21 protein-coding genes and 2 tRNA genes are annotated in these 23,338 nt (G+C 40.3%); all 23 read left to right on the forward strand.

The annotated features are described in order from the left end of the window. The first annotated feature begins 47 nt into the window (after positions 1-47). The 23 genes from pth (at position 48) to trpE (ending at position 23,335) form a co-directional block, all read left to right on the forward strand. Positions 48-611, forward strand: coding sequence for an aminoacyl-tRNA hydrolase (gene pth / locus LD028_RS06625; RefSeq protein WP_006323728.1), 564 nt, complete (start codon positions 48-50; stop codon positions 609-611). Between the two features lie 66 nt (positions 612-677). Beyond that, positions 678-908 carry an anti-sigma-F factor Fin gene (fin, locus tag LD028_RS06630; protein ID WP_237811342.1) on the forward strand — a complete coding sequence of 77 codons (231 nt, stop codon included), beginning with the start codon at positions 678-680 and terminating at the stop codon, positions 906-908. 57 nt (positions 909-965) lie between these two features. Next, positions 966-4,478, forward strand: coding sequence for a transcription-repair coupling factor (gene mfd, locus LD028_RS06635; protein ID WP_237811343.1), 3,513 nt, complete (start codon positions 966-968; stop codon positions 4,476-4,478). A gap of 194 nt (positions 4,479-4,672) precedes the next feature. After that, the gene (gene spoVT, locus LD028_RS06640) at positions 4,673-5,209 is read left to right on the forward strand and encodes a stage V sporulation protein T (RefSeq protein ID WP_006323657.1); all 537 of its coding nucleotides are present in this window, start codon (positions 4,673-4,675) and stop codon (positions 5,207-5,209) included. A 56-nt stretch (positions 5,210-5,265) separates the two neighbouring features. Then, positions 5,266-6,822 carry a putative polysaccharide biosynthesis protein gene (locus tag LD028_RS06645; protein WP_237811344.1) on the forward strand — a complete coding sequence of 519 codons (1,557 nt, stop codon included), beginning with the start codon at positions 5,266-5,268 and terminating at the stop codon, positions 6,820-6,822. 2 nt (positions 6,823-6,824) lie between these two features. Next, complete coding sequence (yabN, locus tag LD028_RS06650) at positions 6,825-8,276, forward strand: bifunctional methyltransferase/pyrophosphohydrolase YabN (protein WP_237811345.1); 1,452 nt, start codon at positions 6,825-6,827, stop codon at positions 8,274-8,276. Between the two features lies 1 nt (position 8,277). After that, positions 8,278-8,535 carry an RNA-binding S4 domain-containing protein gene (locus LD028_RS06655; protein ID WP_021095778.1) on the forward strand — a complete coding sequence of 86 codons (258 nt, stop codon included), beginning with the start codon at positions 8,278-8,280 and terminating at the stop codon, positions 8,533-8,535. A gap of 66 nt (positions 8,536-8,601) precedes the next feature. Next, complete coding sequence (gene yabP / locus LD028_RS06660) at positions 8,602-8,895, forward strand: sporulation protein YabP (protein ID WP_004888559.1); 294 nt, start codon at positions 8,602-8,604, stop codon at positions 8,893-8,895. Beyond that, positions 8,892-9,500 (forward strand): spore cortex biosynthesis protein YabQ, encoded by a 609-nt coding sequence (yabQ, locus tag LD028_RS06665; protein WP_237811346.1) that lies wholly within the window; start codon positions 8,892-8,894, stop codon positions 9,498-9,500. The genes yabP and yabQ overlap by 4 nt, the downstream gene beginning before the upstream one ends. Positions 9,501-9,522: 22 nt before the next feature. After that, the gene (locus tag LD028_RS06670) at positions 9,523-9,894 is read left to right on the forward strand and encodes an FtsB family cell division protein (protein ID WP_004888569.1); all 372 of its coding nucleotides are present in this window, start codon (positions 9,523-9,525) and stop codon (positions 9,892-9,894) included. A 94-nt stretch (positions 9,895-9,988) separates the two neighbouring features. Continuing rightward, positions 9,989-10,381 carry a S1 domain-containing RNA-binding protein gene (locus LD028_RS06675; RefSeq protein WP_006323664.1) on the forward strand — a complete coding sequence of 131 codons (393 nt, stop codon included), beginning with the start codon at positions 9,989-9,991 and terminating at the stop codon, positions 10,379-10,381. 134 nt (positions 10,382-10,515) lie between these two features. Then, positions 10,516-10,592 (forward strand) — tRNA-Met (locus LD028_RS06680). A gap of 11 nt (positions 10,593-10,603) precedes the next feature. Beyond that, positions 10,604-10,675, forward strand: a tRNA-Glu gene (locus LD028_RS06685). 179 nt (positions 10,676-10,854) lie between these two features. Then, on the forward strand, positions 10,855-13,320 hold the full coding sequence (gene spoIIE, locus LD028_RS06690) for a stage II sporulation protein E (protein WP_237811347.1): 2,466 nt from the start codon (positions 10,855-10,857) through the stop codon (positions 13,318-13,320). A 67-nt stretch (positions 13,321-13,387) separates the two neighbouring features. After that, on the forward strand, positions 13,388-14,131 hold the full coding sequence (locus tag LD028_RS06695) for a vWA domain-containing protein (RefSeq protein WP_237811348.1): 744 nt from the start codon (positions 13,388-13,390) through the stop codon (positions 14,129-14,131). Further along, positions 14,094-15,047 (forward strand): serine/threonine protein kinase, encoded by a 954-nt coding sequence (locus tag LD028_RS06700; RefSeq protein ID WP_237811353.1) that lies wholly within the window; start codon positions 14,094-14,096, stop codon positions 15,045-15,047. Before LD028_RS06695 ends, LD028_RS06700 begins: the two co-directional genes overlap by 38 nt. An 81-nt stretch (positions 15,048-15,128) precedes the next feature. Then, positions 15,129-16,511, forward strand: coding sequence for a tRNA lysidine(34) synthetase TilS (gene tilS / locus LD028_RS06705; protein WP_237811349.1), 1,383 nt, complete (start codon positions 15,129-15,131; stop codon positions 16,509-16,511). 21 nt (positions 16,512-16,532) lie between these two features. Next, the gene (hpt, locus tag LD028_RS06710; RefSeq protein ID WP_006323671.1) at positions 16,533-17,078 is read left to right on the forward strand and encodes a hypoxanthine phosphoribosyltransferase; all 546 of its coding nucleotides are present in this window, start codon (positions 16,533-16,535) and stop codon (positions 17,076-17,078) included. Between the two features lie 86 nt (positions 17,079-17,164). Continuing rightward, positions 17,165-19,048, forward strand: a complete 1,884-nt coding sequence (gene ftsH, locus LD028_RS06715; protein WP_237811350.1) for an ATP-dependent zinc metalloprotease FtsH — start codon at positions 17,165-17,167, stop codon at positions 19,046-19,048. A 100-nt stretch (positions 19,049-19,148) separates the two neighbouring features. Further along, the gene (locus tag LD028_RS06720) at positions 19,149-19,922 is read left to right on the forward strand and encodes a type III pantothenate kinase (RefSeq protein ID WP_006323673.1); all 774 of its coding nucleotides are present in this window, start codon (positions 19,149-19,151) and stop codon (positions 19,920-19,922) included. Positions 19,923-19,927: 5 nt separating this feature from the next. Further along, positions 19,928-20,818 carry an Hsp33 family molecular chaperone HslO gene (gene hslO / locus LD028_RS06725; protein ID WP_035021107.1) on the forward strand — a complete coding sequence of 297 codons (891 nt, stop codon included), beginning with the start codon at positions 19,928-19,930 and terminating at the stop codon, positions 20,816-20,818. 69 nt (positions 20,819-20,887) lie between these two features. Then, positions 20,888-21,814, forward strand: coding sequence for a cysteine synthase A (gene cysK, locus LD028_RS06730; RefSeq protein WP_004888597.1), 927 nt, complete (start codon positions 20,888-20,890; stop codon positions 21,812-21,814). A 120-nt stretch (positions 21,815-21,934) separates the two neighbouring features. Further along, positions 21,935-23,335 (forward strand): anthranilate synthase component I, encoded by a 1,401-nt coding sequence (gene trpE, locus LD028_RS06735; RefSeq protein WP_237811354.1) that lies wholly within the window; start codon positions 21,935-21,937, stop codon positions 23,333-23,335. Positions 23,336-23,338 lie beyond the last annotated feature (3 nt).

The raw sequence follows: 23,338 nt of genomic DNA on the forward strand, positions 1-23,338 counted from the left end.
CCATCATTGGTTACGTCTTTTGCGGTATGGAGAGAAGGAGCAGGGAAATGGTAAAGCTGTTTGTTGGTTTAGGGAATCCTGGAAAAGAATATGAACAAACGAGGCATAATGTAGGGTTTATGGTAATTGACGAGCTTGCTCGTCGCTGGGGATTTACGTTCAATCAAACGAAGTTCCAAGGTATATTTGCAAGTGGCATCATTTCAGGTGAAAAAGTCATATTATGCAAACCGCTTACATATATGAACTTATCGGGTGAATGCGTTCGGCCATTGATGGACTATTATAATATTGATGTCGACGATCTCATTGTCATTTACGACGACCTAGATTTGTCAACCGGAACGGTCCGCTTGCGTCCAAAGGGAAGCGCTGGCGGTCATAACGGAATGAAATCGCTTATTCATCATTTGAAAACAGAGCAATTTAAACGCATCCGCATCGGCATTGATCGGCCGAAAAACGGAATGAGAGTGAGTGACTACGTATTAGGTCGGTGGACAGCGGAAGAGAAAATACAAATCGAGCAAGCCATTCAAAAGGCGGCGGATGCATGTGAACGATCGTTGAAAATTTCATTTGCGCAAGTGATGAACGAATTTAATAAGTAATGAATAATTCCCGACTAAATGGTTCAAAATGTATTCGATTAAAACAACCATTTGGGAGGGACACATATGGCATTGCATTACTATTGTCGCCATTGTGGCGTAAAAATCGGGACGATTGATGCACTTGAGTTAGAGAGTGAGCAATTGGGGTTTCATCGATTAACAGAAGAAGAAAGGTTAGATATGATTCAATATCTTCCGACAGGGGAAATCCGTGTCAAGGCGATTTGCGAAGATTGCCAGGAGGCGTTAGATCGAAATCCTGATCTTCACCAATATGAAAAATTTATTCAATGATTGGCTTTGGGTTACCCAAAGCGTTTTTGTATTTATGTTTGGAGAGGAGGGGTTTTTTTGCGCGGATTACGACAATATTTTATTCATCACGCGGACATGCAATCGGTTGCAGAAGGGGTTCGCAATGGCTTAAAGGAACAGCTTGTGACCGGTTTGTCTGGCTCTGCCCGTTCTGTTTTCATTTCTTCTTTATATGAGGATACTGAGCGACCTTTATGCATTGTGACGCACAATTTATTTCAAGCGCAAAAAATATATGATGATCTCATTCAATTAATTGATGAGGAAGAAGTGTTTCTTTATCCCGTTAATGAACTGATTGCCGCTGAACTAGCTGTAGCTAGTCCGGAATTGCGAGCGCAACGCTTAGAAGTGCTAAACTATTGGTGTGAGCGAAAAAAAGGAATTGTTATCGCTCCTATTGCTGCGCTTCGACGACTATTGCCACCGAAAGATGTATGGCAACGTTATCAACTTCATTTTTGTGTCGGTGGGCAAATGGATGTAGAATATTGTTTAAAACAATTTGTTGCGATGGGATATGAACGTGTGTCTGTTGTTTCAACTCCGGGGGAATTTAGCGTCCGAGGAGGTATTATTGATATTTATCCGCTTACAGCTGAACTTCCTTATCGTATTGAGCTATTCGATGTGGAGATCGAGTCAATTCGGACGTTTTCAGTCGATGATCAACGTTCGGTGGCTGAGATAGATGAGGTGTTAATTGGACCGGCAACGGAATTGATCGTTGAACAACAACATATAAACGAAGCGATTCAACGGCTAGAAGCACAACTTCATGATACGTTGCAACATATTCATGATGAAAAAACGAAAAATCGTTTATATGAACATGTATCATTTGAATTGGAGCAGTTGAAAAACGGAAAATCAATCGAAGAAATGTACAAATATTTCTCGCTTTTCTATCCTTCTGCTGCAAGTTTGCTAGATTACATTCCGGAGCACGGTGTCGTCATCATCGATGAAATGAGTCGTATTCAAGAAGTAGCAGAAAAACTGGAGCAGGAAGAAGCAGAATGGTACACAAACTTATTAGAAGAAGGAAAGATTGTGCAAAGTGTCTCGATTTCTCATTCGTTTCCAGAAGTATTGCAAAAACGGATGAGATCAACGATTTACTTGTCTTTATTTTTACGTCATATTCCATACACGCATCCTCAAAACATTGTTAATGTATCTTGTAAGCAAATGCAAGTTTTTTATAGTCAAATGCAGTTGTTAAAGGGAGAAGTTGAGCGGTGGCAAAAGGGAAATTATGCCGTCGTTTTGTTAGCAGGAAATGAAGAGCGAGCGAAAAAACTGAAACAAACGTTAGAAGATTATGAGATTGATGCTGTCCAAATCGGGAAAGATGATGCATTATTGCATGGGAAATGTCAAATTGTCCCGTCTGGGTTAGTTGCAGGTTTTGAATTGCCGATGCAAAAACTCGCCGTCATTACAGAAGAAGAGCTATTTAAAAAGCGAATGAAACGTCCTGTGCGACGCCAAAAATTGTCGAACGCGGAACGGATTAAAAGTTATACAGATTTAAAAGTCGGCGACTATGTCGTCCACGTCAATCATGGAATCGGAAAATATTTAGGGATCGAAACGTTAGAAATTAACGGTGTTCATAAAGATTACATTCATATTCAATATCAAGGGAATGATACGTTATACGTTCCTGTTGATCAAATGGATCTCGTCCAAAAATATGTCGGTTCAGAAGGAAAAGAGCCGAAAATTTATAAATTAGGTGGAACAGAGTGGAAGAAAGTAAAGAAAAAAGTAGAGTCTTCTGTTCAAGATATTGCCGAGGACTTGATGAAATTATATGCAGAGCGCGAAGCGAGCAAAGGGTACGCTTTTTCACCGGATAACGAGATGCAAAGGGAATTTGAAGCGGCGTTCCCATATCAAGAAACGGAAGATCAGCTTCGTTCCATTCGTGAAATTAAACGCGATATGGAAAGCGAACGGCCGATGGATCGATTGCTATGTGGGGATGTTGGTTACGGAAAGACAGAAGTAGCGTTGCGGGCCGCTTTTAAAGCGATCATGGACGGAAAACAAGTTGCCTTTCTCGTACCGACGACGATTTTAGCGCAACAACATTACGAAACAGTTCGTGAACGTTTCCAAGGGTATCCGATTAACGTCGGTTTATTGAGTCGTTTTCGCACGAAAAAGCAACAAACCGAAACAATCCAAGGCTTAAAAGACGGTACGATTGATATGGTTATTGGAACACATCGGCTTTTATCAAAAGACGTATCGTTTAAAGATCTAGGTTTATTAATTATTGACGAGGAGCAACGGTTCGGTGTTGCTCATAAAGAAAAAATTAAACAACTAAAAACAAATATCGATGTATTAACGTTAACCGCTACACCGATCCCGCGCACGTTACATATGTCGCTTATCGGTGTCCGCGATTTGTCCGTCATCGAAACACCTCCGGAAAATCGTTTCCCTGTACAAACGTATGTGATGGAATACAGCCCAATCATTGTGCGAGAGGCGATTGAACGCGAAATGGCGCGCGGAGGACAAGTGTTTTTTCTTTATAATCGCGTTGAAGATATTGATCGAAAGGCAGAAGAAATTTCGGCGCTCGTACCTGATGCTCGCGTGACATATGCACACGGAAGAATGTCCGAACATGAACTTGAAGCGGTCATGCTTGCGTTTTTAGAAGGTCAATATGATGTACTAGTGAGTACGACGATCATCGAAACAGGTGTTGACATTCCAAATGTGAATACGTTAATCGTTTATGATGCGGATAAGATGGGTCTTTCACAACTATATCAATTGCGCGGGCGCGTAGGACGTTCCAATCGCATTGCATATGCGTATTTTACGTACCGAAAAGATAAGGTGCTAAATGAAATAGCAGAAAAACGATTGCAAGCCATTAAAGAGTTTACTGAGCTTGGATCTGGCTTCAAAATTGCGATGCGTGATTTATCTATCCGAGGAGCTGGCAACTTATTAGGGGCACAACAACACGGTTTTATTGATTCCGTCGGCTTTGAGCTTTATTCTCAAATGTTAAAAGAAGCGATTGAAGAAAAACGAGGAACGAAACAAGAAAAACCGTTTGAAGTAGAAATTGATTTAGAAGTCGATGCGTACATCCCTGAACATTATATTGCCAATGAACAACAAAAAATTGAGATGTATAAGCGATTCCGCGGACTTGATTCGTTAGAAGAACTCGAGCAATTACGAGAAGAAATGTTGGATCGCTTCGGTGATTATCCAGACGAAGTGGCTTATTTATTCCAAATTGCCGAAATGAAAATATATGCGAAACAGCATCTCATTGAATCCATTAAGCAAACGAAGCAAGAAGTCACCATTTTATTCTCACAAGAAACGACAAAGCAAATTGATGTTAGCAAATTGTTTAAGCTCGGTGAACCGTATGGCAGGGATGTTGGTTTCGGCATGGATGGAGATCGCTTTAAAATTGTCGTTCATGTAAAAGGAATGAAGCCGCAACAGTGGTTAATGATCATTTATGAGTTGCTAAAAGGGTTAAAATATGCTAAAAAATAATTGATTGTTCATGTTTATTGTTTATAAGTAAATGGCAATGATGAAGATGGGGGATTTTCACTTTTTAAAAAAAATCCCCCTCCTTTGTGTATATAACTTTGTTTGTGACGGATACTAATCACAACAATGGTGAATTATTCAACTGTTTCACCAGTGCCATTTTTAATCACTAGATGAAAGCGAGGCATCGATAGATGAAAGCAACAGGTATTGTTCGACGAATCGATGATTTAGGACGAGTAGTAATTCCAAAAGAAATTCGCAGAACACTTCGTATTCGCGAAGGAGACCCACTTGAAATATTTGTTGACCGCGATGGTGAGGTCATTTTAAAAAAGTATTCACCAATTAGTGAATTAGGTGACTTTGCAAAAGAGTACGCTGAAGCTCTTTTCGACAGTTTAGGACAACCTGTGCTCATTTGTGATCGCGATGTATTTATTGCAGTAGCAGGCGGATCGAAAAAGGAGTATTTAAACAAGAGCGTAAGCGAACTTGTTGAAAAGGTGATGGAAGATCGTCAATCGATTTTGCATACGGAAGAAAAAAATGTATCATTCACGCAAGGTCATGAAGAACATATGCAATCATACGTGATTGCACCGATTATTGCTGGAGGCGATCCAATCGGGGCAGTCATTATTTTCTCGAAAGATAAAACGCTTGGCGAAGTGGAACATAAAGCAGCGGAAACTGCGGCGAGCTTCCTTGCTCGGCAAATGGAACAATAAAGGTAGCATCTCGCTACCTTTTTTTGATGTATGTAATAGTAAAAAAGGTGAAGTGTATGGAAAAAAAAGACTGGTTGCGCGGTGCGTTTGTGTTGACGGTTGCCGCCTTATTTACAAAAATATTAAGCGCTTTTTACCGAATTCCGTATCAAAATATTGTAGGTGATGTCGGATTTTATATTTATCAACAAGTTTATCCTTTTTACGGTATTTTTCTCGCTTTGTCAACGTATGGCTATCCGGTTGCGATTTCAAAACTTATTGCTGAAAATAAACAATCAACATATAAGTTTGCTGTTGTTCGGCTTTCTTTTTATTTTTTATCATGCCTTAGTATCGTCATGTTTTCCGTTCTTTATTTTGGCGCTTCGTCACTCGCGGCGCTCATGGGAGATCATCAACTAGCTCTGTTGATTCGCGCCGTTTCGTTTGCTTTTTTGCTTCTTCCGTTTACTTCCGTTTCTCGCGGATATTTTCAAGGGGGAGGAGAGATGAATCCGACCGCTGTTTCGCAAGTAGTTGAACAACTTGTACGTGTCGGAGCGATTTTATTTCTTTCTTCTTTTTTGTTTCATCGCGGATTTACCGTTTATGAGGCAGGAGCTGGTGCGATGATTGGTTCACTTATGGGAAGTTTTGCAGCCGTTGCAGTACTCGTCGCATATATGTTGCGAAAGCAGACGAATGTTCATACCGAGCCATCGATTCCAACAAAAGAAAAAAGAAAAGTGCTTTTATTTTTAGCTGTTCATGGCGTAACGATTTGTTTAGCTAACATGCTCCTTGTTTTAATACAGCTTGTTGATTCATTTACCCTTCTCCCTTTATTACAACAAGCAGGATTGCATGAACTAGCTAAAACAGCAAAGGGAATTTATGACCGTGGTCAACCGTTTATTCAGCTTGGGACAGTAGTAGCTACTTCTTTTTCATTAGCGCTTGTGCCGATGTTATCGCATGAACAAACAGAACGCAACGAAATATATACAGCTGTTCGCGTAGCGTTTATCATTGGAATGGGGGCAGTTGTTGGTTTAGTTTGCATATTAAAACAAGCGAATATCATGCTGTTTAAAGATCATGTTGGTGCGATGGAGTTGACGATTTTAGCTGTTTCTATTCTTTTTACTTCTTTAACATTAACGTCTATTGCTATTTTGCAGGGGCTTGGAGATGTATTTCGCCCAATTTTCCTCGTTTGTGTCGGCATGATAGCAAAATGGGGGTTGAATGTGTTGCTCGTTCCTTTATGGCATACAGTAGGGGCAGCTGTAGCGACACTCATTGCCTATGTCGTCATGTGCGTCATCGCCTTTTTTTATGTGCAAAAACGAATGTCTCGTCCTTTACTTTCTCTCTCTATAATCATTCAAACGATAAAAGCCGCAGCGATGATGGCGATCATTTTAGTTGGATATATCATATTGATAAACGAGTTACCAATTCATCATGGACGTCTGTTTTCATCGCTTCAAGCGATCATTGGTGTTTTTATTGGGGCGTTTGTTTATATTATAATGATCGTTAAAAAAGAGGTCTTGGCGGAAAAAGACTTGTTAGCTTTTCCGTTTGGACGTTATTTAATAAAAATAAAGCAAAGAAAGGCTGGATAGTTATGGGGACAATTACAATTGTCGGTCTTGGGGCAGGAGACATCGATCAGTTGTCTTTCGGTGTGTACCGTACGTTAAAACAGGCGAATCGCCTCTTTTTACGAACGAAAGATCATCCTGTTGTCGCACAGTTGGAAGCAGAAGGGATACACATTCAATCGTTTGACGACATATACGAAAAATATGATCAGTTTGAACAAGTATACGAACATATTGTTGAACATTTATGTGAAGAAGTGAAAAAAGGGGACGTTGTATACGCTGTTCCAGGCCATCCACTTGTTGCTGAGCGTACAGTAAAGCTATTGCTCGAAAAAAAAGATCACATTTCTGTTCGTGTAGAAGGGGGACAAAGTTTTCTTGATGCGTTATTTACTGCCGTTGAGCTCGATCCAATCGAAGGTTTTCAATTGATTGATGCTACCTCATTTCAACCGGACGAAATTCAGTTGCGGAATCATATTATTTTTTGTCAAGTATATGACTCGTTCATTGCATCCGATGTGAAACTAGCTTTATTGGAAAAATTACCACATGATTATCCTATTTTTATCGTTTATGCAGCAGGAAGTAAACAACAACGCATCGAAAAAGTTCCGCTATATGAGCTAGATCGGGTCATAACGGTGAGCAATTTAACGAGCGTTTACGTACCAAAAGTAGAAAATGACGAGCTATTATATCACGATTTTACTACTTTACGCCGTGTGATTGCGACGTTGCGTGGGCCTAACGGTTGCCCATGGGATCGGAAACAGACGCACGAGTCGCTGAAGAAGTATTTGCTTGAAGAGACGTATGAGCTTCTTGATGCGATTGATCGGCAAGATGATGAAAATATAATTGAAGAGCTTGGCGATGTATTATTGCAAGTTATGCTTCATGCTCAAATTGGTGAAGATGAAGGAATGTTTTCGATTGATGATGTCATTCGGGCCATTACAGAAAAAATGATTCGGCGCCATCCGCATGTATTCGGAGACGTTCATGTTGATCATGTGGAACAGGTTGTACGCAACTGGGAAGCAATCAAGCAGGCGGAAAAAGAAAACGTACTTCATTCATTACTTGACGATGTTGCCAAAGCGTTACCGAGTACGCTGCGCGCATATGAATATCAAAAAAGAGCAGCAAAAGTTGGATTTGACTGGTCAGACGTAGAGCCGATGTGGCGTAAAGTTGACGAAGAAATGAATGAGGTGCAGCAAGAAGCCGGTCGTATGGATGAACAAAAACTAAAAGAAGAGTTTGGAGATTTACTATTTGCGCTTATTAACGTATGTCGATATTATAAAGTCAATCCTGAAGAGGCGTTAGCCATGGCGAACGAAAAATTTTACCATCGTTTTCAATACATTGAACAAAAAGTAAAACAACAAGGGAAAGATTGGCGTGCGTATTCTTTAGAGCAATTAGATGAAATATGGGAAGAAGCGAAAAGGGAGGGGCTATAATATGCGACTCGATAAGTTTTTAAAAGTTTCACGGCTCATTAAAAGAAGAACGTTAGCAAAAGAAGTGGCTGATCAAGGACGTGTATCGATTAATGGCCAACAAGCGAAAGCGAGTTCAACCGTAAAAATAGGCGATGAAATTATGATTCAATTTGGTCAAAAACATGTGACAGTGAAAGTAGTCGAATTACAAGAACATGCGAAAAAAGAAGATGCGAGTGCGTTATATGAAATTGTGAAAGAAGAGCGAGTGGAATAGCTTGTTCTAAACTATTTTCCCCCCTCATACACTTGTACAAACGATCGTTGTGAGGGGGAGACGTTGATGACACAAAACATTGGAAATAAAGGTCCAATTCAAGAACATGACATTGTTATGCGCAGTCGGCGCACGTTAGAAATTACCGGTGTAAAACAAGTAGAAAGTTTTGATAATGAAGAATTTCTACTGGAAACGGTTATGGGTTTTTTGTCTGTGAAAGGACAAAATTTACAAATGAAAAACTTAGATGTAGATAAAGGAATTGTCTCGATTAAAGGTAAAATTTTCGAAATCATTTATTTAGACGAGCATCACACGGAGAAAGCTAAAGGGTTCTTTAGCAAGTTGTTTAAATGAGTTTGCACGTGCAATTTACGACTTTGCTTGCGATGATCGGAATCGGAATGATCATTGGGGCATCGTTTGACACATATGCACACATATTCAATCGTTCCAAGCGTCATCGACTTATCGTATGGGTTGCAGACATTCTTTTTTGGGTCACGCAAGCGCTATATGTCTTTTACACATTATTGGTTATTAACAACGGGCAAGTTCGTTTGTATATTTTTTTGGCCATATTATGCGGATATGCTGCCTATCAAGCTTTATTTCAACGTATGTACGTTCGTTTGTTGCAAAAAATTATTCGCGCTTTTGTAATGTTATATCGTCTAATCATCCGAATGTTTCATTATGCTGTCATACTTCCGCTCCGACTTCTTTACCGTTTTTTTGTTTTTTTATTCATCACTACTTGTCATTTCGTTTTCTCAGTTGGTAAAATTTTATATAAAGTAATGTATGGATGTATACGATTTTTATTGCAACCAGTTGCATGGATCGGACGCTTTGTTTGGCGAAAAACTCCACTTCGTTTTCAAGCAACGGTTGGTCGCATTTTTCATATCGGGAAAGGGTTTCTTGCAAAAATAGCGAATATGTTTAGAAAAAAAGGGTAGTGAAGAAGGAGCGGTGAAAAACATGGGCGCCCCACAGAGAAGTAAAGTGAAAAAAATACAAACATCGTATGTCATTCAACAAGAAAAACAAGAACATAAGAAGGCGCGACGTCGTAAAAAGAAGGTGATTCGTTTTAGCATTGTGGCAACGATGGCGTTAGCTGCTTCTTCGCTATTTTTATATACGATGACGGCACAATCTTCTGCGATTGATGAGCAACTAAAAACGAAAGAACAGTTAGAAGAAAAGTTACGCACGTTGCAACAAGACGAACAAAGATTGAAAGAGGAAATCAAAAAATTAAACGATGATCAATATATTGCCGAATTGGCTCGAAAGCAATATTTTTTGTCGAAAGAGGGAGAAATTATTTTTATCACTCCGGATGAGTAAGTAGGATAGGCAGAAGGCTTATTGACACTTGTTTTTTTCATTATGTATAATGAAAGAAACGATTTTTCAGATTTTAAGGAGGAGCACTTTTTTTATGTCAATTGAAGTAGGCAGCAAGTTACAGGGAAAAGTAACGGGCATTACAAAATTCGGAGCGTTTGTTGAGTTACCAGAAGGCGCGACAGGCTTAGTGCACATTAGTGAAGTAGCTGACAGCTATGTAAAGGACATTAATGAACATCTCAAAGTAGGCGATGTTGTCGAAGTTCGTGTTATTAATGTTGAGAAGGATGGGAAAATTGGCTTATCGATCAAAAAGGCAAAGGAACAAGCTTCACGTCCGCGCAACAAAGGAAACGATCGCGCTTCAAAAGAAAGCTTTGAGCAGAAAATTAGCCGTTTCTTAAAAGAAAGTGAAGATCGTTTAGCATCCCTTAAACGCCATACCGAATCGAAACGAGGAGGTCGTGGTGCTCGACGTGGTTAACTTGCTGCCGAATGGGACATGAGGCAGTTTATATAAGCATCCATTTCGTAAGTGGATGCTTTTTCGTTTGGATTTTATGAAAAAACTATTGACTTTATCGGAGGAACATAGTAGAATTACAAATGTCGTTGCATGGCGGCGTAGCTCAGCTGGCTAGAGCGTACGGTTCATACCCGTGAGGTCGGGGGTTCGATTCCCTCCGCCGCTACCAAATTGCATAATGGCCCGTTGGTCAAGTGGTTAAGACACCGCCCTTTCACGGCGGTAACACGGGTTCGAATCCCGTACGGGTCATCAAAAAGACACCAATTTCGTCACGAAATTGGTGTCTTTTTGTTTATATAAGCCGTTTTTTGTGATATTCCGTCGAAAAATTTATGTGATTCATCTTCTTTTTTTGACAAAATTTTGATAATTCAGTCTGTATAATACGAAGTAATAGACTGATATATGGAGAAGGGGAGAGGATGAACATGGAGCGAGTGGAACGGAAGTTAATCAATCAAATGGCGGAAGTACCTTTAAGTGGGACGAAAACGACGGCGTCACAATGGCTTCAGCGGTTTACAGTTCGATTCAGTCATTTATTATTTCAACAAGGGTTTTTATTTCTAGTTATCGGTTTTTTGCTTGGACGAGCTCTCATTTTAACAAAGATGACACCGTTTGCTTTGCCTTTTTTTGCAGCAATTTATTTACTTCGACGCGATAAGTTAGGTTTTGTATTTATTGCTTTATTCGCAGGATCGTTGACCGTCTCTTTTTACACTTCTTTATTTATCGTTGCTTCGATCGTGATGTTTCTCATCTTTTATCGTCTATTTTTCTGGATTGATGCTCTGCCGAAAAGATTGCCCGTTGTCGTGTTTTTTGCCTCCATTTTTGCGAAAACAGGCATGATTTATACGTGGGAGCATGAATGGACGATATACGAGGGAATGACGATGCTTATTGAAGCGGGACTTGGCTCAATTTTAACGCTCATTTTTTTACAAAGCGTGCCATTGTTTGATCATCAAAAATATAAGCAAACGTTAAAACCAGAAGAAGTCATTTCTTTCGTCATTCTTATTTCTTCTATGCTGACGGGAATGGTTGGTTGGTCAATTTATGATCTTTCGTTAGAACATGTTGCATCGCGCTATTTATTGTTGTTGTTTGCTTTTGTAGCCGGCGCTACCGTTGGTTCAACAGTCGGCGTTGTTACAGGACTTATTTTAAGCTTAGCGAGCGTCTCAAATTTATATCAAATGAGCTTGCTTGCTTTTGCTGGGTTGCTTGGAGGGCTTTTGAAGGAAGGGAAAAAGCTAGGTGTTTCTCTTGGTCTTGTTGTCGCAACATTGTTAATTGCCCTTTATAGTCAAGGGATCGCAGACATTGTCCCGAATATCGTGGAGTCGCTATTAGCGGTTTTGCTTTTTTTGATGACTCCACAATCGTTGACGAGTAAAATGGCGAAATATGTGCCAGGGACGATTGAACATACGAATGAGCAACAACAATATGTGCGAAAAATCCGCGATGTTACCGCTCAGCGAGTGGAACAATTTTCTCATGTGTTTCAAGCGTTATCAAAAAGCTTCTCTTCCTATGGTGTACTTACGCACGAAGAGGAGGAAGAACGTGAAATTGATTACTTTTTAAGTGATGTAGCTGCTAAAACGTGCCAAACGTGTTTTAAGAAAGACCAATGTTGGATTAACCACTTCGATAAAACATATGACTACATGAAAAAAATTATGCAAGAGGCAAGCGAAAATGATCAAATAACGAATGCAAAATTGTTGCGAGAATGGAATAAACATTGTGTGAAAGCAAATAAAGTTGTTCAAATCATCGAGAAAGATGTGTCGTTTTATAAAGCGAATAAAAAATTAAAGCAGCAAATGAAAGAAAGTAGAAGGCTTGTGGCAGAACAGTTATTAGGTGTATCACAAGTGATGGAAGATTTTGCGAAAGAAATTCAAAAAGAGCGTGAAAATTATTATGTGCAAGAAGAACAAATTTTGCACGCCCTTCAACAGTTCGGTGTCGATGTGAACGATGTTGAAATTTATAGTTTAGACAAAGGAAGTGTTGATATTGAGATGGTTGTTCCATATTGCGACGGAAGGGGCGAATGTGAAAAACTGATTGCACCAATGCTGTCTGATATTTTAGGTGAGACGATTATTGTGAAAAAAGAAGATTGCTCTGTCTATCCGAGCGGGGACTGTCGGGTTGCTTTCAGTTCTTCAAAAGCGTTTGTTATTGATACAGGCGTTGCGTACGTTGCAAAGGGGGGCGGATTTATTTCAGGTGACAGCTATGCGATGATGGAAATTGGTGGTGGAAAATATGCGTTAGCTATTAGTGATGGGATGGGAAATGGGGAACGGGCGCATTATGAAAGTAAAGAAACACTCAAACTATTACAAAAAATTTTACAATCGGGAATTGAGGAACGAATTGCGATTAAATCGATCAACTCTATTTTGGCATTGCGAACGACAGAAGAAATTTTTTCAACGCTCGATTTAGCCATTGTTGATTTGCAAAATGCAACAACAAAATTTTTAAAAGTTGGTTCATCTCCAAGCTTTATTAAACGTGGAAACAACGTGATGAAAATCGAATCGAGCAATTTGCCGATAGGAATTATTACTGGGGTAGAGTTTGAAATGATTGAAGAGCAATTAAAGGCAGGAGATTTACTCATTATGATGAGTGACGGCATTTTTGACGGGGTTTCGCACGTTGAAAATCATGATGTATGGATGAAACGAAAAATTAAAGAATTAAAAACGAATGATCCGCAAGAAGTATCTGAATTGCTTTTAGAAGAAGTCATTCGTGTCAACGGTGGGGAAATTGAAGATGATATGACAATTGTCGTGGCACGAATTAAACATAATACACCGAAATGGGCGGTCATCCCGGCATATCAATATATGAAATAAAGGTATAAAATCCCCTCTGAACGTCGATGATGGGAGTATACTACTTTTTTCGGAGGGGATAAAACGTATGCGAAAAGGAACGTTGCGTCAAATTTTATTGATCACAGACGGTTGTTCTAATCATGGTGAAGATCCAATTGCTATGGCGGCATTAGCGAAAGAACAAGGGGTTACGGTTAATGTAATTGGTGTTCTTGATCAAGACATCATTGATGAGCAAGGATTACGGGAAATTGAAGGAATCGCACAATCGGGTGGAGGAATTAGTCAAGTCGTATACGCTAAACAGTTATCACAAACGGTACAAATGGTCACAAGAAAAGCGATGACACAGACGTTGCAAGGCGTCATTAATCGGGAGTTAAAACAAATTTTAGGATCCCAGGCTTCCATTGAACAGCTTCCGCCAGAAAAAAGGGGGGAAGTGATGGAAGTTGTTGAGGAGTTAGGGGAAACTGTTAACTTGCAAGTTTTAATATTAGTAGACACGAGTGGAAGTATGAAGACAAAGTTGCAAACGGTAAAAGAAGCGTTATTAGACTTATCGATCAGTTTGAATGCTCGTTTGGGAAATAATGAGTTTTCTGTTTTTGTATTTCCCGGGAAAAAAGGAGAGGTAGATCGCATTCTAGATTGGACGCCGAAAATGGAGTCCATTTCAAGTGTGTTTCCAAAACTAACATCCGGGGGAATTACACCGACCGGTCCAGCTATTCGCGAGGCGCTACAACAATTCCAAAAAAGACGCTCATTAAAAAGTTTGTTTACGCATGATGGTGATGACGATGTATACATCGAACAATCTATGTAACATTCCAACGGGAACAGTTATACAAGGGAAGTGGCATAAACGTCGTTATGAAATGATAAAGCAACTCGGTAAGGGGGCAAATGGGGTTGTTTATTTGGCTAGAGAAGGACGGACGTTTGTGGCGCTAAAAATAAGCAATCAAGCAACAGCGATGATGTCAGAAGTAAATGTATTGAAACGATTTTCAGAGGTCCAGGGAGTTGCTCTCGGACCTTGTTTATTAGACGTAGATGATTGGTTTCATCCGCAAGAAAAAAGAATTTATTCATTTTATGTGATGGAATATATTGAAGGGGATGATTTGTTAACTTTTATCCAGAAACGGGGGAAAGATTGGATCATCGTCATTATATTGCAGTTGTTAGGTGATTTGCATAAGTTGCACGAAAAAGGGTGGGTGTTTGGTGATTTAAAACCAGACAATTTAATTGTTTCTGGGACGATCCCGAAAGTACGATTAATTGATGTAGGTGGAACAACGATTCGTGGGCGAGCCATTAAAGAGTTTACAGAGTTTTTTGATCGTGGCTATTGGGGTATGGGAACAAGAAAAGCCGAGCCGTCGTATGATTTATTTGCGGTGGCGATGATTATGATTAATATGTGCTATCCAAAACGATTTGAAAGAAAGGAAAATGGCCGAGAGCAGCTACGTCTTATGATCTCCTCTCATCCCTATTTGAAAAAATATGCGAAAATATTATGGTGTGCACTGGATGGAAAGTACACTAGCGCTCATGAAATGAGGAAAGATTTGCTACAATGTATGCAACAACCGTCTGTAAAGAAAGAAAAGCGCGAAGAGAGAACGGTGCGTGTAAAAAGGAAGAAAAAATTTCATGTATTAGAGACGATGCTTTTGTTTGTGTGCCTTTTATTTATGTATGTTGTTTATTTGTATGTTCAAATTCTTTAATTTTTCCGCATTCGTTTTGAGTACGGGCAATAAAATGTGATACGATTGTAAAAAACGACACTACTAACCGAGAGGGAGAATATGCTAGAAGTTGTGCATGAGTTTATCGAAAAGCATCAATTGCTTGAGCGTGGTACAACTGTTGTTGTTGGCGTGTCAGGCGGTCCGGACTCGTTAGCGTTGCTTCATTTCTTATGGAGTGAAAGAGAGCGTTACGATATTCAACTTGTTGCTGCACATGTCGATCATATGTTGCGGGGAAAACAATCAGAAGAAGATATGCATTTTGTGAAACATTTTTGCGAACAACATAGTATTATATGTGAGGCGACACAATTAGACGTTCCTGCATATATGGAACGAACAGGAAAAGGTGTGCAAGAAGCAGCCCGTGATTGTCGATACACCTTTTTTGAGCAAGTTATGTACAAACATCACGCACATTGTGTCGCTTTAGCTCACCACGGCGATGACCAAATTGAAACGGTGCTTATGCGATTAGTACGCGGAAGTACGACAAGAGGATACGCAGGGATACCCGTAAAGCGCCCGTTTGGCAGTGGCTATATCGTTCGACCGTTTTTATGCATCGATCGAAGGCAAATTGAACAGTATTGTCGACAAAATGGATTGCATGCTCGGCACGATCCGAGCAACGAAAAGGATGATTACACGCGCAACCGTTTCCGTCATTTCGTTTTGCCTTTTTTCAAGCGGGAAAATATTCGCGTTCATGAGCATATTCAACAGTTTAGTGAGATGATGAGCGAAGATGAAGCATTTTTAGAGCAACTGACAAAAGAGGAGTTGAAACGCGTTGTTCATCAACAAGAAGAAGGGATTCGTGTCGATATTCCTCCGTTCATACGCATGCCAAAACCTTTACAAAGACGAGGGATTCAACTAATATTAAACTATCTTTATGGGAACGTCCCATCGTCATTGTCTTCTATACATATCAACCAAGCGTTACAATTTTTAAAACGGCAACATCCTTCAGGTATGCTTCATTTTCCGAACGGATTAAAAGTTATTCGTCAATACGAGGTATGTATATTTACGTTTCAGCAGAGACAGACGAGCGAATATGAGTTTCTTTTCCATGTTCCCGATACACTCGTATTACCAAACGGATGTCAACTTATCAGTCAGTTTGTTGATCGCTATCCTTTCATTGAAGACGATGATCATATAGTCATTGAGGCTGATCAATTAATGTTGCCTCTTCGTGTGCGAACAAGAAAGTGTGGAGATCGCATGAAAGTCAAAGGAATGGAACATGCGAAAAAAATATCTCGTATTTTTATTGATGAAAAAATTCCAGCGAACGAACGGGCGCAATGGCCAGTCGTCGAAGATGCGAGCGGGAACATCATATGGATTCCTGGTGTAAAAAAATCTGTTTACACAGCAACAAATATTACAAAAAATCGCTATATTGTATTACACTATAAAAAGCAATGAATGATAGTAGGAGGAAAGAATATGGGCATGCATCAAGATATGGAAAAAATTTTAATTACGGAAGAACAAATTCAACAAAAAGTAAAAGAGTTAGGTGCATTATTGACGAAAGAATATGAAGGACGCTTTCCGCTTTTGGTTGGTGTACTAAAAGGCGCGATGCCGTTTATGGCAGATTTAATTAAGCATATTGATACATATTTGGAAATCGATTTTATGGATGTATCGAGCTATGGAAATGCGACCGTATCATCTGGAGAAGTGAAAATTTTGAAAGACTTGAACACATCAGTTGAAGGCCGCGATGTGCTTATCATCGAAGATATTATTGATAGCGGTTTAACGTTAAGCTATTTAGCAGATTTATTCCGTTATCGCAAAGCAAAATCGATTAAAATCGTGACTTTGCTTGATAAACCGTCTGGTCGAAAAGCAAATATTGAAGCTGATTATGTCGGTTTCATCGTTCCAGATGAATTCGTTGTCGGCTATGGGTTAGACTATTGTGAGAAATACCGAAATCTTCCGTACATCGGTGTGTTAAAACCAGAAGTATACAGTAAATAATTTTTTCATGCACATCGTTTGTTTTGGAACGTTTTTCTATGATACTATTGACTATAGCGTGTTTTAAGTGTGGGAGGAGGTAGGAGATGAACCGCATTTTCCGTAATACAATCTTTTACTTACTTATTTTTCTCGTCGTCATTGGTGTTGTAAGCTTTTTAAATGGCGGCAATCAACGGGCGGAGCGAATGACGTACGATGCGTTCGTTACCCATTTAGAAAATGGTGATGTAAAGTATGTCTCGTTGAAGCCAGAGCGGGGCGTTTATGAAATTCGTGGACAATTAAAAACGTATGCTGAAGGACAATTTTTTACGACGTACGTAGCGAACAGTCCGCAAATCCTTCAACGTATTGACGAAGCCGCACAACAGGCGAAAGTAGAAGTGTTGCCTGCGGATGAAACGAGCGGATGGGTGACGTTTTTTACGTCCATTATTCCGTTTATCATCATTTTTATTTTGTTCTTCTTTTTACTAAATCAAGCGCAAGGCGGCGGCAGCCGAGTTATGAATTTTGGCAAAAGCCGTGCGAAACTGTATAACGAAGATAAGAAGCGTGTTCGTTTTAAAGACGTTGCCGGTGCGGATGAAGAAAAGCAAGAACTTGTTGAAATTGTCGAGTTTTTAAAAGATCCTCGTAAGTTTGTGGAACTCGGAGCTCGCATTCCAAAAGGTGTTCTTCTCGTCGGACCACCTGGAACAGGAAAAACGTTATTAGCGAGAGCGGTTGCTGGAGAAGCTGGTGTACCGTTTTTCTCTATTAGTGGTTCAGATTTCGTTGAAATGTTTGTCGGTGTTGGTGCTTCGCGTGTACGCGATTTGTTTGAAACAGCGAAGAAAAACGCCCCTTGTATTATTTTTATTGATGAAATTGATGCAGTGGGACGTCAACGTGGTGCTGGTTTAGGTGGAGGTCACGATGAACGGGAGCAAACATTAAACCAATTGCTCGTTGAAATGGATGGATTCAGCGGAAATGAAGGAATTATTATTATCGCTGCGACAAACCGTCCGGACATTTTAGACCCTGCCCTTTTACGTCCTGGTCGTTTCGATCGTCAAATTACGGTTGACCGTCCAGATGTGAAAGGACGTGAAGCTGTTCTTCGTGTGCATGCACGCAACAAACCGCTCGATGAGTCAGTTGATTTAAAGGCGATTGCGATGCGTACGCCTGGTTTTTCTGGTGCTGATTTAGAAAACTTATTAAATGAGGCTGCCCTTGTTGCTGCTCGACAGAACAAGAAAAAAATTGATATGAGCGATATTGATGAAGCAACGGATCGTGTCATTGCTGGTCCTGCTAAGAAAAGTCGCGTCATTTCTGAAAAAGAGCGAAAAATTGTTGCTTATCACGAAGCAGGTCATACAGTCATTGGCATGGTGCTTGCGGATGCGGAAATGGTGCACAAAGTAACGATTGTGCCACGTGGCCAAGCTGGTGGATATGCAGTCATGTTACCGAAAGAAGACCGTTATTTTATGACGAAACCAGAGTTGCTTGATAAAATTACAGGGCTTCTTGGCGGACGTGTGGCTGAGGAAATCGTATTTGGCGAAGTAAGTACAGGAGCGCATAATGACTTCCAGCGCGCAACAAGCATTGCTCGTCGCATGGTTACGGAGTTTGGAATGAGCGATAAGCTCGGACCAATGCAGTTTGGTCAGTCTCATGGTCAAGTGTTCTTAGGTCGTGATTTGCATAATGAGCAAAATTATAGCGACCAAATCGCATATGAAATTGACCTTGAGATGCAACGCATTATTAAAGAATGTTACGAAAAAGCGAAACGCTTACTAACGGAAAACCGCGACAAGTTGGATCTGATTGCCAATACGTTGCTTGAAGTGGAAACACTTGATGCAGAGCAAATTAAACATTTGTTCGAACATGGTACGTTACCAAACCGCAATGACAATAAACAAGAAGAAGTAAAAGTAAATATTCAAACGAAAAAAGAAGAATAAAGGTGTCTCTTTTTATAAGAGGCATCTTTTTTTACCGTCGGGTTAAACGATTATGATATGATGAAGAAGGAACAAATTGTGAAAAAAGCGGGGATGAGTGATGATTTTTGTATTAGACGTCGGAAACACGAATACGGTATTAGGTGTGTATGATGGGGATGAGCTCAAGTTCCATTGGCGCATTGAAACGAGCCGAAGCAAAACAGAAGATGAATACGGAATGATCGTAAAAATGTTATTACAAGATGTCGGATTGCGTTTTTCTGACATTGACGGCATTATTATTTCTTCCGTTGTTCCACCAATTATGTTTGCATTAGAGCGCATGTGTACAAAATATTTTCATATTAAACCGCTCATTGTAGGTCCGGGCATTAAAACGGGGCTGAATATTAAGTATGACAACCCAAAAGAAGTCGGAGCGGACCGGATTGTCAACGCTGTGGCAGGCATCCACTTGTACGGCGCACCGCTTATTATTGTCGATTTCGGTACAGCGACAACATACTGCTATATTAATGAGCATAAGCAATATATGGGAGGGGCTATTGCCCCAGGGATTACAATTTCCACGGAAGCGCTTTACTCTCGAGCAGCTAAACTTCCGCGTATTGAAATTGCTCGTCCGGATGACATTATTGGAAAAAATACGGTAAGTGCGATGCAAGCAGGAATTTTATACGGATATGTCGGACAAGTGGAGGGCATTGTGTCACGAATGAAAGAAAAAAGTGCCGTTCCTCCAAAAGTCATTGCAACAGGTGGGTTAGCATCTTTAATTGCCCATGAATCGAATATCATTGATATTGTTGATCCGTTTTTAACATTAAAAGGATTACAATTGTTATATGAACGAAACAAGAAAGGCGAGTGACAACGATGGCAGATTATTTAGTAAAAGCGCTAGCATACGATGGTCAAGTGCGAGCGTATGCGGTGCGCACAACAGAAACAGTACGGGAGGCGCAGCGAAGACATCAAACGTGGCCAACAGCATCCGCAGCACTAGGTCGTGCGATGACAGCGGGCGTGATGATGGGAGCGATGTTAAAAGGAGATAGTCAAATTACAATTAAAATTGAAGGCGGTGGCCCTATTGGTCATATTCTCGTTGATAGTAACGCCAAAGGACATGTACGTGGTTATGTATCCAATCCGCATGTTCACTTTGAACTGAATGCAAACGGAAAGCTCGATGTTGCTAGAGCTGTTGGAACGAATGGAACATTAACTGTTGTGAAAGACTTAGGATTACGCGATTATTTTACAGGACAAGTTCCGCTCGTATCTGGGGAGCTTGGTGAGGATTTTACATACTATTTCGTTTCCTCTGAACAGACGCCATCATCCGTTGGAGTTGGTGTGCTAGTCAATCCGGATTATACGATATTGGCGGCTGGTGGTTTTATTTTGCAACTGATGCCGGGTACAGAAGAACAAACCATTGCAGACATTGAAAAAAATTTAACTACCATTCCACCGATTTCAAAAATGATTGAAAGTGGTTTAACACCAGAACAAATTTTACATGCGCTGCTCGGCGGAGAACAAAATGTAAAAATTCTTGAAACGATGCCTGTATCATTCGTTTGTCGTTGTTCACGTGAGCGGGTAGCAGATGCGATTATTAGCTTAGGGGTGGAAGAAATTCAGCAAATGATTGATGAAGAAGGAAAAGCGGAAGCATCTTGTCATTTTTGTAATGAAACGTATATATTTTCAGCCGAAGATCTTGAGGAATTAAAAAAATTAGCAAAACAAAATGATTGACAATTTCGAAAATAACTGATAAATTGGTTACAAATTCGATAAAAATACTCGGGATTAGAGGTGGATGAAATGGCACGTGTAGTACAATCTATTACAGAGTTAATTGGTCAAACACCGGTAGTTAAATTAAACCGCATTGTTGATCACGATAGCGCAGATGTATATTTAAAGCTAGAGTTTATGAACCCAGGAAGCAGCGTGAAAGATCGTATTGCGCTAGCGATGATTGAAGCTGCCGAGAAAGCAGGGAAAATTCAGCCTGGTGACACGATCATTGAACCGACAAGCGGAAATACGGGAATTGGTTTAGCGATGGTTGCTGCTGCAAAAGGATATAAAGCCATTTTCGTTATGCCTGAAACGATGAGTTTAGAGCGCCGCAACTTACTTCGTGCTTACGGCGCAGAGCTTGTTTTAACGCCAGGAAGTGAAGGAATGCGAGGCGCGATTCAAAAAGCAGAGCAGCTCGCACAAGAGCACGGCTATTTTATGCCACAGCAATTTAAAAACGAAGCGAACCCAGAAGTACATCGTTTAACAACAGGAAAAGAAATTGTTGAGCAAATGGGCGATCAACTCGATGCATTTGTGGCCGGAATTGGAACAGGTGGAACGATTACAGGAGCAGGAGAAGTGTTGCGTCAAGCGTATCCAAACATTAAAATTTATGCTGTTGAACCAGCAGACTCTCCAGTGCTTTCCGGCGGAAAACCAGGTCCACATAAAATTCAAGGAATTGGAGCCGGCTTCGTTCCTGATATTTTAAATACATCCATTTATGATGAAGTCGTTACTGTAAAGACAGAAGAAGCGTTTGCAGCTGCTCGTCTAGCTGCTCGTCAAGAAGGGATTTTAGGAGGAATTTCGTCAGGTGCAGCCATTCATGTCGCGTTGCAAGTAGCGAAAAAATTAGGAAAAGGAAAAAAAGTATTAGCTATTATCCCGAGTAACGGTGAACGTTATTTAAGCACGCCATTATATCAGTTTGAGGAATAATTCGGCAAGAACATTCTTGCCGAATTTTTTTTCGTGATTGTTTCTACATGTTCGTTGTACAATAAGCGTATGGATTGATGAAGAGGGGGGACATCTTTGAACAAACAAAGGCGACGAACAATGATCAAAAAGATCACATACGCACAACGTGATTGGTTTTCGCAATATAAAGCATTATCGCGAAAACAGTTGCACCATGTTTTGCTTGAAAGTGGGCGAGACGGCCGATATAGCATAATCGGTTTACAACCATTTGCAGTCGTTATTGGTAAAGATGATAAATTGACAGTTTGGCAGAAGCATCGTACAGAAACGTTTGAAGGGAATATATTGCAATCACTAAAGAAATGGTTCCGTCAGTGGGAAATAGAAAAATTAGAAGAAGGGCCAGATTTTCAAGGTGGAGCAATCGGCTATATCAGTTACGATTGTGTTCGCTATATTGAAAAGCTTCCTTCGGTTGCATGTGATGACTTAAATATGCCTGATTTATATTTTTTAGTATTTGATGATGTGTTCGTATATGATCATCATGCATCTTTTCTTTATCTCATTACTCATTATGTAGAAGGAGAAGAGCAACAAGCGAACGAACGTCTCGAGCGATACGAACAACTATGGACAACTGATTTTTCCGACGTTTCCCGCCCGTTTATTCCGAACTACGAAAAAGAAGAAGCGGTGTCAATGAGTGAAGAACAGTTTATGGAAGCTGTCGAAAAGGTTCGCACGTATATTGCGCAAGGCGATGTCTTTCAAGTGAACTTGTCTGTACGACAATCGAAACGGCTACTTACACACCCGTTTACGATTTATGAAAAATTGCGCACATTAAATCCATCACCGTATATGGCGTATATGCATTTCCCTGAATTTCAAATCGTAAGCGGTTCTCCGGAGCTACTTGTGAAAAAGAAAGGAAAGTATGTAAGTACGCGTCCGATTGCAGGAACACGCTCACGTGGCAAAACGATTCAAGAAGATGATCAAATTGCCCAATCATTATTAGCAAATGAAAAAGAACGAGCCGAACATTTAATGCTCGTCGATCTAGAGCGGAATGACCTTGGACGTGTATGTGCATATGGAACGGTAAAAGTGGATGAGTTTATGGTCATTGAAAAATATTCTCATGTCATGCATCTTGTCTCCCATGTTTCTGGTCAGCTCGCGGCGGGAAAAGATGCGTTCGATGTTATATCAGCCGTTTTTCCAGGTGGAACAATCACAGGGGCACCAAAAGTACGAACGATGGAAATAATTGAAGAGCTAGAGCCTGTTCGACGTGGCATTTACACAGGTTCAATCGGGTGGATCGGATTTGATGGCGATATGGAGTTGAACATTGCAATTCGGACAATGATTGCAAAAGATGGTCTTGCGTATGTGCAAGCAGGGGCAGGGATTGTCATTGATTCACAACCGGAACATGAGTATAAAGAATGTTTAAAGAAAGCATTTGCGTTATGGAAAGCAAAAGAGCTGAGTGAAGAAGAGTATGTACAATTAAGCATGAGGTGAGCC

Origin of the sequence: Anoxybacillus sp. LAT27, assembly GCF_022030075.1 — a bacterium.
GTDB lineage: Bacteria > Bacillota > Bacilli > Bacillales > Anoxybacillaceae > Anoxybacillus > Anoxybacillus kestanbolensis.

Coding starts and splice junctions, on each gene's coding strand:
- spoVT (WP_006323657.1), top strand. CDS start 4,673: ATGAAAGCAACAGGTATTGTTCGACGAATCGATGATTTAGGACGAGTA.
- yabP (WP_004888559.1), top strand. CDS start 8,602: ATGACACAAAACATTGGAAATAAAGGTCCAATTCAAGAACATGACATT.
- LD028_RS06645 (WP_237811344.1), top strand. CDS start 5,266: ATGGAAAAAAAAGACTGGTTGCGCGGTGCGTTTGTGTTGACGGTTGCC.
- trpE (WP_237811354.1), top strand. CDS start 21,935: ATGATCAAAAAGATCACATACGCACAACGTGATTGGTTTTCGCAATAT.
- cysK (WP_004888597.1), top strand. CDS start 20,888: ATGGCACGTGTAGTACAATCTATTACAGAGTTAATTGGTCAAACACCG.
- LD028_RS06655 (WP_021095778.1), top strand. CDS start 8,278: ATGCGACTCGATAAGTTTTTAAAAGTTTCACGGCTCATTAAAAGAAGA.
- pth (WP_006323728.1), top strand. CDS start 48: ATGGTAAAGCTGTTTGTTGGTTTAGGGAATCCTGGAAAAGAATATGAA.
- yabQ (WP_237811346.1), top strand. CDS start 8,892: ATGAGTTTGCACGTGCAATTTACGACTTTGCTTGCGATGATCGGAATC.
- LD028_RS06695 (WP_237811348.1), top strand. CDS start 13,388: ATGCGAAAAGGAACGTTGCGTCAAATTTTATTGATCACAGACGGTTGT.
- hslO (WP_035021107.1), top strand. CDS start 19,928: ATGGCAGATTATTTAGTAAAAGCGCTAGCATACGATGGTCAAGTGCGA.
- LD028_RS06670 (WP_004888569.1), top strand. CDS start 9,523: ATGGGCGCCCCACAGAGAAGTAAAGTGAAAAAAATACAAACATCGTAT.
- tilS (WP_237811349.1), top strand. CDS start 15,129: ATGCTAGAAGTTGTGCATGAGTTTATCGAAAAGCATCAATTGCTTGAG.
- spoIIE (WP_237811347.1), top strand. CDS start 10,855: ATGGAGCGAGTGGAACGGAAGTTAATCAATCAAATGGCGGAAGTACCT.
- LD028_RS06675 (WP_006323664.1), top strand. CDS start 9,989: ATGTCAATTGAAGTAGGCAGCAAGTTACAGGGAAAAGTAACGGGCATT.
- LD028_RS06700 (WP_237811353.1), top strand. CDS start 14,094: ATGGTGATGACGATGTATACATCGAACAATCTATGTAACATTCCAACG.
- fin (WP_237811342.1), top strand. CDS start 678: ATGGCATTGCATTACTATTGTCGCCATTGTGGCGTAAAAATCGGGACG.
- hpt (WP_006323671.1), top strand. CDS start 16,533: ATGGGCATGCATCAAGATATGGAAAAAATTTTAATTACGGAAGAACAA.
- ftsH (WP_237811350.1), top strand. CDS start 17,165: ATGAACCGCATTTTCCGTAATACAATCTTTTACTTACTTATTTTTCTC.
- yabN (WP_237811345.1), top strand. CDS start 6,825: ATGGGGACAATTACAATTGTCGGTCTTGGGGCAGGAGACATCGATCAG.
- LD028_RS06720 (WP_006323673.1), top strand. CDS start 19,149: ATGATTTTTGTATTAGACGTCGGAAACACGAATACGGTATTAGGTGTG.